Genomic DNA, 15,523 nt, shown 5'->3' on the forward strand with positions numbered 1-15,523 from the left:
TTATCTTTCTGAACCAATCGTCTTTTCCTACAGCCAAAAGTACATCGGCCGATTGCCTCGCCAAGCTGAACGCAACCTGTCAGGCAAAAGCCCGAAACACTCTCTCGCTAGCCAGTAACACTTCAGCTGTGCAACATGACGCGCGAGTCTCCACAAAACGGGAATACCTTTTATGAAACGTTTTCTTAGCATCGCCATGGCGTTGTGCATCGGCCTGACGATGAGCCTCGACGCCAACGCCAAGCGCTTTGGTGGTGGCAAAAGCGCCGGCGCTGCGCCGACGCACCAGACCAGCCAGATGGCTCCTTCTTCTCCAGGCGTTGGTGGCGCTGCCGCAACCGCGGGTGCTGCCGGTGCGGCGGGCACTGCGGCCAAGGCCGGCGGTGCCTCGAAATGGCTCGGCCCGCTGGCCGGTATCGCTGCCGGTGGCCTGCTTGCCTCGATGTTCATGGGCGGCGGTTTCCAGGGCATGCAGATTTTCGACATCCTGATCATGGCCCTGATCGCGTTCGTGATCTTCCGCTTCATCGCCGCCCGTCGTCGCAAGCAGCAGGAGCAATTCGCTCCGGCCGGCGCGCCGATGCAGCGTGAAGCCTTCGAGCAAAAGCCTGCTGCCATGGGTTCGATCTTTGGTGGTTCGGCCGCGCCTGTTGCCGCCCGCCCAGTGATCAACGCACCGGCGTGGTTCAACGAGCAAAACTTCCTTGAAGCCGCGCGTAGCCACTTCCAGTCGCTGCAGCAGCACTGGGACGCCAACGAAATGGACAAGATCGCCGAGTTCGTGACCCCGCAAATGCTCGACTTCCTCAAGCGTGAGCGTGCGGACCTGGGCGAGGGCTTCCAGTCGACTTACATCGACAACCTGCAGGTGCAGCTGGACGGCGTCGACGATCGTGCCGACAAGACCATCGCCACCCTGACCTTCACCGGCGTTTCGAAAACTTCGCGTTTCGACCAGGGCGAAGTGTTCAGCGAGAGCTGGAACATGGAACGTCCGCAGGGCGAGAACCAGCCTTGGCTGGTGGCCGGTATCCGCCAGAACGGCTGATCCCTTCCTGCGCTTCCTTGTGGTAACAGACCCCGGCCCAGGCCGGGGTTTTTCATTTCACGGTTGCATCTATAGCGAGCTACTGTATAAACCGGCCCATATGAACCGCGCCATTCAGCAAGAGGATCCCGGACGTGGAAGAAATCATCGAACAACTGCGCGAAGCCAACGAACCCGTGCCGGTTCCGCTGGAGTTGCCTGACGAAGACCTGCTGGTGGAAATCGAAGAACAACTGTTCATCGATATCCCGTTTGTCTTCAGGGAGTTTTTGCTGACGGTCAGCGATGTGGTGTACGGCAGCCTGGAACCGGTGACGGTCACCGACCCGCAATCACACACTTACCTGCCGGACGTCGCCGCCAATGCCTGGGATGCCGGTGTCGATCGCAGCCTGATCCCTATCTGCCAGGACGGCGACGATTACTACTGTGTCGAAGAAGACGGCACTGTGGTGTTGTGGCAGGCCGAGGAAGAGCTGATTGCCGAAGAGACCTGGGAATCGGTCTGGCACTGGGCGCGGGACGTCTGGCTGGAAAGCTGATTCGCCTGACGCCCCGAGTGGTCAATGCCCCGACGACTCCTTGTGGTTGTCGAGGGTTTCCAGCAAGGCCACCTGCATCCGCGTATGCACACGGATAAACCAGCGCCAAAGCAGCGCCGCCACGGCGGCCGCGACCACGGCAATCAGCACCAGCAACTTGTTGGTCGGCAGGATACTGGCCGACAAGGCTGCCAACAGCAGGAAAATCACCAGCAGCGAGAGGATCGGAATCACTTCGGCGATCACCCGGCGCACTCGCTGCGTGTGACGCCCGGCCATTTCCGGCTTGACGCCCATCTCCGCCAATAGCATCGACAGCGCCTTGAGCTTGCGGTACGCAGCTATCAGGAACGGCAACGATACCAGCAGCGCCCCGCCCCAGATCAATGCCTTCTGCCAGCTCGGGTCGCCAATCCAGTCTTGCAGCCACAGCGACATGCGCTCGGCGAAATACGCGCCGGCAAAGAAGATCGCAATCACCAGTGCCAGATTCACCCCGACCTGCAAAAGAATTCGCCGGATCATCGACGCCAGCATCGCGCCCTCGCCTTGCGGCTGAATGCTGCGCAACCATTCGCCGTACATGCCCAGCACGCGGCCAAGACGCTTGGGCACGACGGCAGACAGCTTGATCGACAGCGGATCCGCCGCGCGGATCAGGTATGGCGTCAGCAGCGTGGTGATCACCGACACGGCCACGGCGACCGGATAAAGGAAGTTGCTGGTGACCTGCAAAGTCATGCCCAGCGCGGCGATGATGAAGGAGAACTCGCCGATTTGGGACAGACCCATGCCAACCCGCAGTGAGGTACGTCCGTCGTTGCCGGCGATAAACGCGCCGAGGCCGCAGGACAACATCTTGCCGAGCACCACAGCCACGGTGATTACCGCAATCGGCCAGGCATATTCGATGAGGATCAGCGGGTCGAGCATCAGGCCGATCGCGACAAAGAAAATCGCACTGAACAGGTCGCGAACCGGCTCGACCAGCCGTTCGATCTTCAGCAGTTGCCGCGACTCGGCCATGATCGCGCCGATCAGGAAGGCGCCGAGGACCATGCTGTATTCGAGCTTGACCACCAGCAGGCAGAAGCCGAAACACAGGCCGAGCACGGTGATCAGCAGCATCTCGTTGCTGTCGAATTTCGCCACGTAGGCCAGCAGGCGCGGCACCAGAAGGATGCCGATGACCAGCGCGACAATCATGAACAGCGACAGCTTGCCGACTGTAGAAAACACCTCGCCCGAACTCACTGTGCCGCTGACGGCAATACTCGACAGCAAGGCGATGATACCGATGCCGAGGATGTCCTCGACAATCAGCACGCCGAAGATCAACTGGGCAAAGCGCTCGTTCTTCATCTTCAGATCATTGAGAGCCTTGACGATGATGGTCGTCGAGGAAATCGCCAGGATCGCGCCGAGGAACAGCGAGTCCATGGTGTTCCAGTCGAACCAGCGGCCGATTTCGTAACCGATCCAGATCATCAGGATGATTTCGAGAAACGCCGCGATAAACGCCGTGGCGCCGACCTTGAACAGCTTGCGCAGGCTGAACTCCAGGCCGAGGCAGAACATCAGGAATATCACCCCGAGCTCGGCGAGGGTCTTGATGGTTTCTTCGTCGTGGATCAGGCCGAACGGCGGCGTGTGCGGGCCGATGATGAAGCCGGCGACGATGTAGCCAAGCACCACCGGCTGCTTGAAACGATGAAACAACACGGTCACCACGCCTGCAACCAACATGATCACTGCCAGATCCTGAATGAAACTGATGGCATGCATGGCGTGGGCTCCTTGATCACGAGGCTCATGGACAGACGTCAGAAAGGTCTGCGCGAGCAGGGTAAAAATCCGCTTTTGGTGTGGGAATTGCCCTTGGGCAGGGCTTTTGCAGGTTAACACCGCGACTTCCGTCTGGAAGCCGGTGCAATATATGGAAACAGATCGACACCCGCGTGACGGCGACCCGTTGCCCGGCGTCCCGATAACGGTGCTTTTTGAAAAGCGACCAGGCGCCCGCAGAGGTGCTTCCAGCAATCAGCCTTGATCCGTGAGAACGTTATGGAACCCGGAAACGCCCAGCTGTCGATGACGGTACTGATGACCCCTGACATGGCCAACTTCTCTGGCAATGTCCACGGCGGCACCCTGCTCAAATACCTCGACGAAGTGGCCTACGCCTGCGCAAGCCGCTATGCCGGCCGTTATGTGGTGACCCTGTCGGTGGATCAGGTGATTTTCCGCGAGCCGATCCATGTCGGCGAACTGGTGACCTTCCTCGCCTCGGTCAACTACACCGGCAATACCTCGATGGAAGTCGGCATCAAGGTGGTGACCGAGAACATCCGCGAACGCTCGGTGCGTCACACCAACAGTTGTTTCTTCACCATGGTCGCGGTGGATGACCAGCGCAAGCCTGCCCCGGTACCGCCGCTGCAACCGCAGAACAGCGAAGACAAGCGCCGCTACATGCAGGCGCAGCAGCGTCGGCAGATTCGTCAGGAGCTGGAGAAGCGTTATCAGGAGATCAAGGGCGACGCTTGATCAGACGCTGGATTGATGCCGACTGATAGATAGCTTTCGCGAGCAGGCTCGCTCCCACAGGTGGAACGCATTCCAAATGTGGGAGCGAGCCTGCTCGCGAATAAAGACGACTCGGTGTTACAGACTGATCGCTGTCGCTTCGAACTTTACCCGCGGATGCGCTATCCGGTCCTGCGCCCGCACCAGTTGCAACTCATAACTGGCGCACGCCTGAGTTTCCAGCAGCACCTCGTGCACCGCCGCTGCAGTGAACTCGAACGCCGCCAGCAGGCTGTCGCCGAGCAGCACCCGCGCCAGAAACAGGCCGGACGTCAGGTCGCCGACACCCACCGGCTGACGCGGAAACGCCAGCAATGGGCGGCGCAGATGCCAACTGCCCTCAGCCGTCACCAGCAGCATCTCGAAGCCATCCGCCGGTTTGCCCGGGTAGTCCAGATGCTTGACCAGCACTGCCTTCGGCCCACGCGCCAGCAGCGCTCGCGCCATGGCCAGGCAATCGAACAGCGACTGCGGCTTGCGCCCGGAAAAGCTGTCCAGCTCCAGTTGGTTCGGACACAGGATGTCCGCCACCGCCGCCGCTTCGTCCAGCAGGAAATCGCTGACCTCGGTCGGCACGCTGCAGCCCTTCTCGGGATGACCCATCACCGGATCACACAGGTAGAGCATTTTCGGATTGACCGATTTGATGCGCGCTACGCCGCTGAGAATTGCCCGGCCCTGGGCGGCACTGCCCAGATAACCCGACAGTACCGCATCGCAGTTGCCCAGTTCGCCAATCGCGGCGATGCCTTCGATCAGCTGGGGAATCTGCTGCGGTGCCAACACTTCACCGGCCCACTGACCATACTGAGTGTGATTGGAAAACTGCACGGTATTGAGCGGCCAGACGTTGACCCCGACCCGCTGCATCGGAAAAACCGCTGCGCTGTTGCCGGCGTGGCCGAACACCACATGGGACTGGATGGCGAGCAGATGAGGCGTACGTTTCATTCGGGGCATTCCGTAAAACGATTGAAATTCAAGCCGCGCAGTATGCGACGAAACACAGCCTGTACGACAGACCGGCGACGCAGTTAAGCTGATGCCATCTTTTGGAGTTCGATGTTGATGCTGACCCTGGAAAACATCTTTGTGCTGATGCTGTTCGCCGCTGCCGGTGCGTGGTTATGGCACAACCACGGCTTGCGCGAACGGGCGCTGGAACGGGTCAAGCAGCATTGCCTCAACGTTGGCGTCGAGTTGCTTGACGGCAACGTGGCCCTGAAAAAGATCGGCTTGATCAAGGACGCCAACGGGCGACGCCGCTTGGCGCGGGTCTACAATTTCGAGTTCACCGTGACAGGCGAAAGCCGCCATAACGGTACGGTCACGCAATTCGGCGCGCACAGCGCACAGATCGAACTGGCGCCCTACCCCGCGCCGTTCGACGACACACCGCCGGTGGTTGAGGTGCAAAAACCGCGGGCGCAGGTGGTCGAGCTCAGCCAGTGGCGGCAGGAACACACGAAGTGGAAACCTTAAGCTGTTTCACCGAATCCGGCATTGCTCCAGACTCGCCTGTAACTCATCGACATTCTGCGGCTCGGTAAAAATCAGCTCAAGGCGCGAGTCTTTTCGCCATTCGCTGGCGCGCCAGGTCAGTTCGGCATTATCCAGCGCATTCGCCGACACCCAGCCATCCGCGCTGTGGATAACCAGCTTGGCCCGTTGCCAATCAAGGCGTGTCAGCCACTTGATGATGCCTTGCGTATCGAACGTCTGCCCCGGATGCCAGCGCCAACCGATGCTCCAGCCCCCCGCCTGGGCCTGACTCAGGCAGATCGGCAGCGCCGGATCGCTCCAGACGGCCGGGATCTGGCCCAGCCCTTTGGGCGTCACCAGCTTATCGACGCCCGTCGAGGCTCGTGCCGTCCGCCCCGGCAACTCGCTCAAAGACAGCTGCGCCTGCTGTGTCCAGATCAGGCTGACGGGTGGCAACTGGCTGGCGATTTCTTCTTGGGCCGCTTGATCAAGGTTTTCCGCCTTGTTCAGCAGCAACAGACCTGCGTCAGTCAGTGCTTGCCGTTGGGCCTGCGGCAACGGTTTCCCAGCGTGCAGAGCCTGCGCGTCCAGCACCAGCACACAGGGCTGAACCGCCAGCACACCCAGCCACGGAGCCTCGTTCAACTGCCTGAGGAGCTGCGCCGGATGACCCAGCCCGGACGGTTCGATAAACAGCCGGTCTGGCCTGGCCTTGCGCAGCAATCGGCCAAGGCCGATCTGGAACGGCGCGCCGTTGACGCAACATAAACAGCCGCCGGCCACTTCGCCGAGTGCTATACCATCGGCGTCACTGCTCAGTAGCGCCGCGTCCAGGCCAATCTGGCCGAACTCGTTGATCAGCACCGCCCAGCGTTCGCCCTCCGGTCGCTGCGCCATCAGGTGGCGAATCAGGCTGGTCTTGCCGGCGCCCAAGGGGCCTGCGATGACATGGGTCGGAATGTTCTGCAGCATGGTGGGCATTTCTTTGAAGAACGTTTTTGAGGAGTTTGCAAATGCGCTGGATGGGATGGTCGTTGCTGTTGCTGCTGGTGTCGAGCGAAGCGTTGGCTCAGGCCTGTCTGGTACACAGCCAGGGCGAGCGCCTCGATGTCAAAGTCTGCCAGCAGAATCGCTCCATCCCGAAAAAACTGTTCAGCGGCGGTTTCTGCCAACCGACGCTGGCCGGGCAGAAAGTCGAGGTGCAATACCTCGACCAGTGCCCGAGCGGCGCGTTCGGCGTGTGCAGCAACGCGCAGGTTGCCAATATGCCCTATCGCCAGGATATCCACTATTACGGCGTGGCGACCGATGCAGCCTACCTGAAGCCCTATTGCGAAGCACAAAGCCGCGGATCATGGCGCAAGCCTTGACGGTCAGCCGAGCCAGTCGAGGGTCACTATCAGCCGACGTTCGCCGACGGCCAATTGCGGCGAACGGTGGATCAGCCCGAACCCCTCGTTACCGTGCCACTTCTCGCCTTTCAGAAGCGCGACCTCGCCGCTGCCGAGTTGCTGAATCTGTGCGGCATCCTCAGGCTCCGCGGTGGCCTGACCCAGTTGCCTGCGATCCATCACGCCTTCCTCAAGCCATTGGCTACCCACGCCGGCATAGGTGGTGATCAGGCGTACGGGCACATGATCGACATGGAAACGGGGACACATCGCCTTATCCAACGCGCGCAGACGCAGGCCGATGCGTCGCGCGCCCAACAGACAGGCGAAGGCACCGACCAGCCATTTCAGGTCGGCAACAAAGCCTTCGTAGCCCTCAAGGTCGCGAAATCCCGAGGCCAGCCCGGCCAGATCCGGCTCGCTGTCCTCATCCGCAAGCTCAAGGCACAACGACTCCGCCAGGGGTTCGTCGAGCGACAGCAACAAACGGGCAAAATCGGCGACATGCAGGGGCAATTGCCGCTGCCAGATGGCGAGGTTGACGTCGTCGTCGAGAATTCGCGCCAGCGCTGTAGGCGTCGGCCCCTGATGGTGCAGGCGAGTCCGCTTTTGTAATGGTTTCAGTGCAAGCATCATGCGGCCTCTTCGTCCCAGGCGCCGAACGGATCCGGCAACAACCGCCAAGCCTCGACACCCAGTGCCATTTCATCATCGGTCAGCAGGCATTCGTCCAGTTCGGCAGACAATCGGGCGAAATCGATGTTCTGCCCGATGAACACCAGCTCCTGGCGACAATCGCCGACGCTCGGCGTCCAGTTTTCCATGATGGCGCGGGTATTCTCCTGGTCCTGTGGCCACTGGTCCTTCGGCACGAAACGCCACCAGCGGCCGGCGAAACCATGGCGCATCAAACCGCCGGCCTGCGACCAACTGCCCGCGTCCGTGGGCTTGCTGGCGAGCCAGAAGAAGCCTTTGGAACGCAGCAGTTTGCCGTTCGGCCATGGACGGTCGATGAAACTGAAGAAGCGTTGCGGATGAAAAGGCCGGCGCGCACGGTAGGCCGTTGAGGCGATGCCATATTCCTCGGTCTCCGGTGTGTGCGTACCGCGCAACTCTTGCAGCCAGCCGGGTGCCTGTGCGGCTTTGTCGAAATCGAAGCGACCGGTGTTAAGGATTTTCTCCAGCGGCACCTCACCCATCACCATCGGGATGATTTCGGCATGGGCGTTAAGGCGTTGCAGGATCGCGATCAATTCTTCGCGTTCACGCTGGCTGATCAGGTCAATCTTGCTAATCAGCAACACGTCGGCGAACTCGATCTGCTCGATCAGCAGATCGGTGATGGAGCGTTCGTCTTCTTCCCCGAGAATCTCGCCACGCGAGGCGAGGCTTTCGGCAGCCTGAAAGTCCGGCAGAAAATTCATGCCATCGACCACCGTGACCATGGTGTCCAGACGCGCGATGTCACTGAGGCTTTGCCCGTGCTCATCGCGGAAGGTGAACGTTTCCGCTACCGGCAGTGGCTCGGAGATGCCGGTGGACTCAATCAGCAAATAATCGAAGCGATCTTCGCGGGCGAGCTTGCTGACCTCTTCCAGCAGGTCTTCGCGTAACGTACAGCAAATGCAGCCGTTGCTCATCTCGACTATTTTCTCTTCCGCGCGGTTCAGGCTGACATCACGCTGAACTTCACTGCCATCGATGTTGATTTCGCTCATATCGTTAACGATGACGGCTACACGCAGTCCGGCCCGGTTACGTAGTACGTAATTGAGAAGCGTACTTTTTCCGGCACCGAGAAATCCTGAAAGTACGGTCACAGGCAGTTCGGCTGACATTGGATAATCCTCTACAGGTGGCAGCCGATGTGCGCTTTTGCTGGCGCATTGCGTTTTAGCGCTGGTAATCGGCAGTGCTCAGGCTGGCTTTCGATTGATGTTATAGTATAACAACACAAACAAGCGAGCCCTCCTTTGGCTTCCTTCGGTAAAGAGTGAATCAAACTCAGGACACGACGATGAACGCTACGCTGAGGCGCTTGATATTGAGCTTTGCGTTACTGACGACGGGCAACGCCTGGGCGCAACTGCCGGAACTCGCCACCTGCACGCGTAGCGCAAATCTGCTGGCGTGTCAGGATGCCGAGGGCAACGCCTATAGCGTCAATACCGTCGGTACCACGCTGTACTTGCGCGGGTTCGAAAAGAACGGCAATCGGTATTGGGCACAGACCAATAGCCGCTTTGGCCAGTTGACCTTCTTCACCGGGATCGCCTCCGATGGCGAAGCATGGGTTGGCTACACCCGGCGGGTGGGTTGGACCACCATCAATCGCTTCTCCAGTTCGGGGGGAAGCAGGGCGAAATTCACGTGCAGCCGGGTCACCGGCTGTTAGCTCGTCGTTTTGCCCAATGCATTCCGGACGCGATTAGCCTTGGCTGTAGCGCAGAATGCGGTGTTTCACGTGGAACGCTCGGGCTGCTGATGTACTTTTTGCGCTGATAATCTGCCATCAAACGGCGGGCCGGAGTGTTCCTCATAGCCCAGAGAAACCCGCTTTAGCTGAGGCCCAGCTAACGGGCGGCTTGCCCACATGAAAGTGTGTTCATGAAAAAGCTATCGTGCTATTTAATGTTATACTATAACATTAAATGAAATCACACGATGAGTCTGAACATGAACGCGTTGACGCTACCGGACATCGCCGCGCAGGCCGCTCGTGAGGCCTTGCCCCTCGACTGGGTGGGCATGCGCGGCATCGCATTGCCTGTATGGCTGGAGGGGCAACGGCTGACCGCCAAGGCCGATGCAGGCGTCAGTCTGGATAATGGTGAGGCACGCGGCATTCATATGTCGCGCCTGTTTGTGGCATTGGAGCCTCTCGAGCAAGAGGCACTTTCCCCCGCTTTACTGCGCCAGGTTCTTGAGCAGTTTCTGCAGAGCCACGCGGGTTTATCGCACTGCGCGTACCTGAATATCCGCACCGAATTACTGCTGAACAGACCGGCGCTGGTCAGTCCTCTCGCCGGATGGAAATCCTATCCGGTGAGCGTTTCCGCGCGCTTGAAGAACCAGATGTTCCACGTGGAACTAGAAATCGAAGTGCCCTATTCCTCCACTTGCCCATGTTCTGCAGCATTAGCCCGCCAGCTGATTCAGCAGCAATTTATCGACGACTTCGCCAACCAATCACTTGAGCACGCGGATGTTTTGGCCTGGCTGGGTTCGACCAAAGGCATCGTCGCGACACCGCATAGCCAACGCAGCACCGCGCAGTTACGCCTGCACCTGAACGAGTCCCTCAGCGAGTTGCCGCTGATCAAGGTTATTGATGACGTCGAAGCAGCGCTCGGCACCGCCGTACAAACCGCAGTGAAACGCGCCGATGAACAAGCGTTCGCGCTCGCCAATGGCCAGAACTTGATGTTCTGCGAAGACGCGGCGAGGCGCTTGAATCTGGCGCTGCGCCGCACCCAAGGCGTCAGCCAGTTCCACTTGAAAGTCATCCACGCTGAAAGCCTGCACGCCCATGATGCGGTGGCTGAAAGCAGTTGGCGTCGGGAGCAAGCATGATTCGCTGCCATTCCCTGAGTTGGGGTGCACCCGGCCAGCCACTGACGACACCGCTGGATCTTGAACTGGAAAGCGCGAGCCTGACCGCCATTATTGGCGCTAATGGCTGTGGAAAAAGCAGCCTGCTCAAGGTCATCGCCGGGCTGCAAAAACCCTTGGAGGGGCACGTGGCGCTGAGTGTTCCACGCCAGAGCGGGCTCTCGTTCCTGCCCCAGCAGCAGCACTTGGATCGACAATTCCCGATCAGCCTGGAAGAGTTGGTCGCCGCCGGATTCTGGGGACGCAGGCTCTCGACGCAGCTGCGCACGCAACGCCTTAATGCCGCATTGGAAAACTGGCATCTGAGCGGCCTCGGCCATCGCCCGTTGATGGCCCTCTCCGGTGGCGAACTGCAACGTGCCCTGCTCGCGCGGCTGAGCCTCGCCGACGCCCCGATATTATTGCTGGACGAGCCTCATGCTGCCCTCGATGAACTGGGCCAGGCGCTGCTTTGGCAACACATCCACGCTTGGCACGCCGAAGGCCGAACGATCGTTGTGGTCTGCCACGATCTCAGCGCTGTGCGCCAACACATCCCCCAGACATTGCTGATCAAGAACAGCCGTTGTGTCTACGGTCCCAGCACCGAACTGATTCAACAGACACCGCATGCGCAGGTGGCCTGATGCTCACCCTCGCTCACTTCTGGCAACCGTTCAGTGAGTTCATGTTCATGCGTCGCGCCTTGCTGGGCGGATTGGTTCTGGCTTGCAGCACGGCGCCACTGGGCGTGTTTCTGATTCTGCGGCGCATGAGCCTGATCGGTGACGCCGTCGCGCACGGCATTCTCCCCGGTGCGGCATTGGGCTTCTGGTTCGCCGGCCTGAGCCTGCCAGCGCTAACGCTCGGCGGTCTCGGTGCGGGCATGAGCATGGCAGGGCTCGCGGCCTGGATCACTCGCCGCACCGGCCTGCGCGAAGACGCCAGCCTTGCCGCGATCTATCCAATTTCCTTGGCGAGTGGCGTACTGATACTGGGCATTGCCGGTAAACGTCTGGACCTGTTGCATCTGCTATTCGGCTCGGCACTGGCCGTCGACGGCCCGACACTCCACGGCATGCTGTGGGTCTCGGCGATCAGCCTGATTACCTTGCTGCTGATCTACAAACCGCTGCTGCTCGACACACTGGACCCGTTATTTCTGCGCACCGTCAGCCGCCTCGGCCCCCTCGCCCATGGCGTATTCCTGACCTTGGTCGTGCTCAATCTGGTGATCGGGTTTCAGGCCATCGGCGCGCTGATGGTCGTCGGACTGATGATGCTCCCCGCCGCCGCGTCTCGATTCTGGAGCCGCCGCCTGCCGATGCTGATTGCGATCGCCGCGCTGATCGGCTGCCTGTCGGTATGGCTCGGATTGTTGATGTCGTTCTATTACTCGCTGCCCAGCGGCCCGGCCATCGTGCTGGTTGCCGGGGCGGGTTATCTGCTGTCCGTAGTGTTCGGGCCGGTTCACGGTTTGTTGCGCCGCCCTCCTTTGCTCACATCCCTATGAGGTGTTTCCCGATGCGCGTCTTGTTCGTGCTGTTCAGTCTGTTGCTGTCGATGTCATTGTCGGCGGCGGAGAAATTGCCGGTGGTCACCAGCTTCAGCATCCTCGCCGACATGGTTCATCAAGTTGGCGGTGATCATGTGCAGATCACCAGCATGGTCGGCCCGGACGCCGATGCGCACACTTACGAGCCGACCCCGGACGACGCCAAAGCCTTGCTCAAGGCACGCGTGATTATTAAAAACGGCCTCGGTTTCGAGCCCTGGCTGGATCGCCTCGTGGCCAGTACCGGCACCCAGGCCACAGTCATCAGTGCCAGTCGCGGCGTGATTCCGCGCGCGCTGGATGAAGATGGCGAAACCGTTCCCGACCCGCACGCCTGGCATAATCTGGCTAACGCCGAGTTGTACGTTGGCAACATCACCAAGGCGCTGACCGCTGCCGATCCGGCGAACAAGGCGGACTATGAGCGCAACAGCCAGACCTACCTCAAGCAGATCTACGCCTTGCTCGCCCAAGCAAAAACCAAACTCGGTGCGCTGCCAGCGGGCAACCGCAAGATCGTCACCAGCCATGACGCCTTCGGCTATCTCGGACAGGCCTACGGTATCGACTTCATGGCGCCACAGGGACTGTCCACCGAGCGCGAACCGTCGGCCGCCGAAGTGGCTGCGCTCATTACCCAGATCCGTCAGGCCAAGGTCAAAGCGGTGTTCATGGAAAACATCAAGGACGCACGCCTGCTCAAGCAGATCGCCGATGAAAGCGGTGCGCACATCGGCGGCACGCTGTACTCCGATGCCCTCGCTGCCAGCGGACCGGCGAGCACGTTCACCGGACTGTTCGAATACAACCTCAACACCCTTTACAACGCGCTGAGCCAACCATGATCCGCAAGAATCCTTCGGGCGATCTGCCGACCATCGCTGAGTCGGCCTACGTCGATAAAACCGCAATCATCTGCGGCAAAGTGGTGATTGGCGAAAACGTCTTCGTCGGTCCCTACGCGGTCATCCGCGCCGATGAAGTAGATGCGTCAGGCGAGATGGAGGCAATCACCATTGGCGCCAATTCGAACATCCAGGATGGCGTGGTGATCCACTCGAAATCCGGCGCGGCGGTGACCATCGGCGAGTTCAGTTCGATTGCCCATCGCTCGATCGTGCATGGTCCCTGCGTGGTCGGCGACCGGGTGTTCATCGGGTTCAACAGCGTGCTGTTCAACTGCGTCGTCGGCAACGGCTGCGTGGTGCGGCACAACTCGGTGGTCGACGGACGAGACTTGCCCGATGCGTTTTACGTACCGTCGACCACGCGCATCGGCCCGACCACCGACCTCACACAATTCCCGCCGGTAAGCGTCAGCGCATCGGAGTTTTCCGAAGACGTGGCACGCACCAATGTCGATCTGGTACGTGGCTACAAAGCCTTGCAGAACGAGTTCTGAGCCATGAACAGCGTGCTGATTCGCAACGCAAGGCTGGTCAACGAAGGGCGCGAAGTGGAAAGCGATCTGTTGGTCAGCCATGGCCGCATCGTCAAAATCGCCCGCAGCATTGAAGGCGAACGGGCGACGCTGGAGATCGATGCAAACGGCCAATGGCTCATGCCGGGCATGATCGACGATCAGGTGCATTTCCGTGAGCCCGGGGCGCCGGCCAAGGGCAGCCTTTACACCGAGTCGCGCGCAGCGGTGGCAGGCGGCATCACCAGTTTCATGGACATGCCCAACACCCAACCGGCGACGCTGACCCTCGAAGCGCTGGCAGACAAGAGGCACCGGGCGGCAACCACTTCGGTGGCCAATTACGGCTTTCACTTCGGTGTCAGTCACGACAATCTCGATACAGTGGCCGCGCTCAATCCCTGTGAAGTGGCCGGTGTGAAAGTGTTCATGGGGGCGTCGACCGGCAATCTGCTGGTGGATGACCCGGCGACGCTTGAGCGGCTGTTTGCCGAAGTGCCGACGATTCTGTTGGCCCACTGCGAACACACGCCGAGCATCGACGCCAATGCAGCCAACCTGCATGAGCAGTTCGGTGAACGTCTGCCGCCGACAGCGCACGCACTGATCCGCAACGCCGAAAGCTGCTATCGGTCTTCAAGTCTGGCGGTGGAACTGGCCCGACGTCACGGCACCCGCTTGCATGTCCTGCACCTGACGACCGCGCGTGAACTGGCGCTGTTCGAAGATAAACCACTGGCGCACAAACGCATCACCGCGGAAGTCTGCCTGCACCATCTGCTGTTTGACGATCGCGACTATGCCGACCTCGGCAACCTGATCAAATGCAATCCGGCGATCAAGACCCAGACTGACCGCGACGCCCTGCGCGCGGCGTTAAACAGCAATCGCCTGGATGTCATCGGCAGTGACCACGCGCCGCATACCTGGGAAGAAAAACAACGGCCCTATGCCCAGGCGCCTGCCGGTCTGCCATTGGTGCAACACGCCTTGCCGGCGTTACTGGAGCTGGTCGAAGAGGGCGTGCTACCGATCACCACGCTGGTGGCGAAGACCAGCCATCGCGTGGCAGATCTGTTTGCCATTCCGGATCGTGGGTATTTGCGCGAGGGCTACTGGGCGGATCTGGTGCTGATCGCTGCGCAGGCACTTGAAGTGAATCAGCAACCGATTCTGTCGCAGTGCGGATGGACGCCATTTGCCGGGCGCAGCTTTCGGCACCGGGTGAGCCTGACCATGGTGTCGGGGCAAATCGCCTGGCACGAGGGCCGGATAAATGAGCAGTGTCGGGGGTTGGCGTTAAGGTTCATGCGCTGACTTGGCTGACGTTTTCGCGAGCAGGCTCGCTTCCGCAAAAAACAGGGGAGCGAGCTGGCTGGCGACAGGGTTCAGGCGCGCGGTTTGACGGTGCCGCAGTCCTGCCCCAGCCACACGGCGCGGGTTTCCAGGCTGCCTTTCTGGTTGATGCCGATGGCATTGAACGTGCCGTTGGCCACCGTGGTGAATTCTCGATCGCTGAGGAATGTCGCTACACCCGTCCCCTGGGCTTTCGGGCAACTGAAGCGGAATTTCCACTGGTTGCCGTTACGCTCGGTGATCTGCTGTTTGCAGCCCGATTGCGGGTCGGCCAAAGGGATATCGTTGGTCGCTACTTGCTCAGGTGTCAGGCAGGCACGGATCCCCTTGCCGCCGATATTGATGCCGTTCTTCTCCAGCGCAGCGCGCTGTTGCGGCGTGATCTGGCCTTGAATCTGGCCAAGAATCGATTGCACATCCATCGCTTGGTCATCGACCTTAAGATTGCTCGAAGACATCTCCCACAGCCCTGGCTGCAGCATCTGCGCTTGCGCAACCACCGGCAATGCCAAACCCAGGCCCAGCGCCAAACCCAGCAGACGAACGTTCATC

General features: G+C 60.2%; 18 protein-coding genes. 12 read left to right on the forward strand and 6 right to left on the reverse strand.

The genetic code is table 11. The features are described from left to right. Window positions 1-172 precede the first annotated feature (172 nt). On the forward strand, window positions 173-1,048 hold the full coding sequence (locus HU743_RS12655; protein ID WP_186648963.1) for a Tim44 domain-containing protein: 876 nt from the start codon (window positions 173-175) through the stop codon (window positions 1,046-1,048). 134 nt (window positions 1,049-1,182) lie between these two features. Beyond that, on the forward strand, window positions 1,183-1,590 hold the full coding sequence (locus tag HU743_RS12660) for an SMI1/KNR4 family protein (protein WP_003187120.1): 408 nt from the start codon (window positions 1,183-1,185) through the stop codon (window positions 1,588-1,590). 21 nt (window positions 1,591-1,611) lie between these two features. Here the strand turns inward: HU743_RS12660 and HU743_RS12665 are convergent, their stop codons facing one another. Further along, on the reverse strand, window positions 1,612-3,375 hold the full coding sequence (locus HU743_RS12665) for a cation:proton antiporter (RefSeq protein WP_186618804.1): 1,764 nt from the start codon (window positions 3,373-3,375) through the stop codon (window positions 1,612-1,614). Window positions 3,376-3,654: 279 nt separating this feature from the next. On the opposite strand from HU743_RS12665, the gene HU743_RS12670 reads away from it, so the two are divergent. Beyond that, window positions 3,655-4,137 (forward strand): acyl-CoA thioesterase, encoded by a 483-nt coding sequence (locus tag HU743_RS12670; RefSeq protein ID WP_041073853.1) that lies wholly within the window; start codon window positions 3,655-3,657, stop codon window positions 4,135-4,137. A gap of 117 nt (window positions 4,138-4,254) precedes the next feature. Here the strand turns inward: HU743_RS12670 and pdxY are convergent, their stop codons facing one another. After that, window positions 4,255-5,127 carry a pyridoxal kinase PdxY gene (pdxY, locus tag HU743_RS12675; protein WP_186630750.1) on the reverse strand — a complete coding sequence of 291 codons (873 nt, stop codon included), beginning with the start codon at window positions 5,125-5,127 and terminating at the stop codon, window positions 4,255-4,257. A 117-nt stretch (window positions 5,128-5,244) separates the two neighbouring features. Here pdxY and HU743_RS12680 point away from each other — a divergent pair, with 117 nt between their 5' ends. Further along, window positions 5,245-5,658, forward strand: coding sequence for a DUF3301 domain-containing protein (locus HU743_RS12680; RefSeq protein ID WP_186546337.1), 414 nt, complete (start codon window positions 5,245-5,247; stop codon window positions 5,656-5,658). Window positions 5,659-5,664: 6 nt separating this feature from the next. On the opposite strand, the gene HU743_RS12685 is transcribed toward HU743_RS12680, so the two are convergent. After that, window positions 5,665-6,630 (reverse strand): CobW-like GTP-binding protein, encoded by a 966-nt coding sequence (locus HU743_RS12685; protein ID WP_186648965.1) that lies wholly within the window; start codon window positions 6,628-6,630, stop codon window positions 5,665-5,667. A 41-nt stretch (window positions 6,631-6,671) separates the two neighbouring features. Here HU743_RS12685 and HU743_RS12690 point away from each other — a divergent pair, with 41 nt between their 5' ends. Further along, window positions 6,672-7,028: an NADH:ubiquinone oxidoreductase gene (locus HU743_RS12690; RefSeq protein ID WP_186546165.1), complete on the forward strand. Its 357-nt coding sequence runs from the start codon at window positions 6,672-6,674 to the stop codon at window positions 7,026-7,028. Between the two features lie 3 nt (window positions 7,029-7,031). Here the strand turns inward: HU743_RS12690 and HU743_RS12695 are convergent, their stop codons facing one another. Both HU743_RS12695 and zigA read right to left on the reverse strand, forming a co-directional pair. Then, window positions 7,032-7,682: a DUF1826 domain-containing protein gene (locus HU743_RS12695; RefSeq protein ID WP_186649049.1), complete on the reverse strand. Its 651-nt coding sequence runs from the start codon at window positions 7,680-7,682 to the stop codon at window positions 7,032-7,034. Beyond that, the gene (gene zigA, locus HU743_RS12700; protein WP_186546167.1) at window positions 7,682-8,887 is read right to left on the reverse strand and encodes a zinc metallochaperone GTPase ZigA; all 1,206 of its coding nucleotides are present in this window, start codon (window positions 8,885-8,887) and stop codon (window positions 7,682-7,684) included. The genes HU743_RS12695 and zigA overlap by 1 nt, the downstream gene beginning before the upstream one ends. 179 nt (window positions 8,888-9,066) lie before the next feature. On the opposite strand from zigA, the gene HU743_RS12705 reads away from it, so the two are divergent. The 7 genes from HU743_RS12705 (at window position 9,067) to HU743_RS12735 (ending at window position 14,932) form a co-directional block, all read left to right on the forward strand. After that, window positions 9,067-9,444: a glutamine synthetase gene (locus HU743_RS12705; RefSeq protein ID WP_186648967.1), complete on the forward strand. Its 378-nt coding sequence runs from the start codon at window positions 9,067-9,069 to the stop codon at window positions 9,442-9,444. 281 nt (window positions 9,445-9,725) lie between these two features. After that, complete coding sequence (folE2, locus tag HU743_RS12710) at window positions 9,726-10,622, forward strand: GTP cyclohydrolase FolE2 (RefSeq protein ID WP_186648969.1); 897 nt, start codon at window positions 9,726-9,728, stop codon at window positions 10,620-10,622. Beyond that, the gene (locus HU743_RS12715) at window positions 10,619-11,287 is read left to right on the forward strand and encodes an ATP-binding cassette domain-containing protein (protein WP_186648971.1); all 669 of its coding nucleotides are present in this window, start codon (window positions 10,619-10,621) and stop codon (window positions 11,285-11,287) included. The genes folE2 and HU743_RS12715 overlap by 4 nt, the downstream gene beginning before the upstream one ends. Then, window positions 11,287-12,153, forward strand: a complete 867-nt coding sequence (locus HU743_RS12720) for a metal ABC transporter permease (RefSeq protein ID WP_186648973.1) — start codon at window positions 11,287-11,289, stop codon at window positions 12,151-12,153. Before HU743_RS12715 ends, HU743_RS12720 begins: the two co-directional genes overlap by 1 nt. Before the next feature lie 11 nt (window positions 12,154-12,164). Then, the gene (locus HU743_RS12725) at window positions 12,165-13,040 is read left to right on the forward strand and encodes a metal ABC transporter substrate-binding protein (RefSeq protein WP_186648974.1); all 876 of its coding nucleotides are present in this window, start codon (window positions 12,165-12,167) and stop codon (window positions 13,038-13,040) included. Beyond that, a complete protein-coding gene (locus HU743_RS12730; RefSeq protein WP_186546173.1) occupies window positions 13,037-13,597 on the forward strand; it encodes a carbonate dehydratase in 561 nt (186 codons plus the stop codon). Before HU743_RS12725 ends, HU743_RS12730 begins: the two co-directional genes overlap by 4 nt. Window positions 13,598-13,600: 3 nt before the next feature. Beyond that, window positions 13,601-14,932: a dihydroorotase gene (locus tag HU743_RS12735; RefSeq protein WP_186648976.1), complete on the forward strand. Its 1,332-nt coding sequence runs from the start codon at window positions 13,601-13,603 to the stop codon at window positions 14,930-14,932. Window positions 14,933-15,003: 71 nt separating this feature from the next. Here HU743_RS12735 and HU743_RS12740 read toward each other — a convergent pair whose 3' ends face one another. Beyond that, window positions 15,004-15,522: a DUF3617 domain-containing protein gene (locus HU743_RS12740; protein ID WP_186546175.1), complete on the reverse strand. Its 519-nt coding sequence runs from the start codon at window positions 15,520-15,522 to the stop codon at window positions 15,004-15,006. Between the last annotated feature and the right edge of the window lies 1 nt (window position 15,523).

This window comes from Pseudomonas sp. SWRI99 (assembly GCF_014270125.1).
GTDB classification, from domain to species: Bacteria; Pseudomonadota; Gammaproteobacteria; order Pseudomonadales; family Pseudomonadaceae; genus Aquipseudomonas; species Aquipseudomonas hamedanensis.